The sequence below is a fragment of the Streptomyces sp. SID12501 genome, assembly GCF_010550245.1.
Classification (GTDB): Bacteria; Actinomycetota; Actinomycetes; order Streptomycetales; family Streptomycetaceae; genus Streptomyces.
Genome location: NZ_JAAGLU010001089.1, coordinates 1 through 382 on the forward strand (window position 1 = coordinate 1; position 382 = coordinate 382).

Below are 382 nucleotides of genomic sequence, written 5' to 3' on the forward strand. Positions count from 1 at the left end.
CGTACTCGGACTGCAACTGCTGTTCATCGCGTCCTACGTCGGGGCGCTGCACAAGCCGAAGCCGACGGATGTCGCTTTCGGGGTGGTGGCCCCGCAGCAGATGTCCCGGCAGCTCGTCACCCAGCTCGACGGGCTCCCCGGCGGACCGCTGGACCCCCGCGCGGTGAGCAGCGCGGCCTCGTTGAGCACGTTGGCGAGGTCGGCGCCGCTGAAGCCCGGCGTGCGCCGCGCGACGAGCGCGAGGTCGACGGCCGGCGCCATGGGCTTGCCCTGCGCGTGCACCGTGAGGATCCGCTCGCGACCCTTGAGGTCGGGCGGCTCGACCGCGACCTGGCGGTCGAAGCGGCCCGGGCGCAGCAGCGCGGGGTCGAGGATGTCGGGG

2 pseudogenes are annotated in these 382 nt (G+C 73.8%); one reads left to right on the plus strand and one right to left on the minus strand.

From position 1 onward, the window contains the following. Positions 1-178, plus strand: a pseudogene (locus tag G3I71_RS52140) (DUF3533 domain-containing protein); the annotation flags it as partial. Here G3I71_RS52140 and G3I71_RS49955 read toward each other — a convergent pair. Continuing rightward, a pseudogene (locus G3I71_RS49955) lies at positions 157-382 on the minus strand (cell division protein FtsH); the annotation flags it as partial. The pseudogenes G3I71_RS52140 and G3I71_RS49955 sit on opposite strands and share 22 nt — an antisense overlap.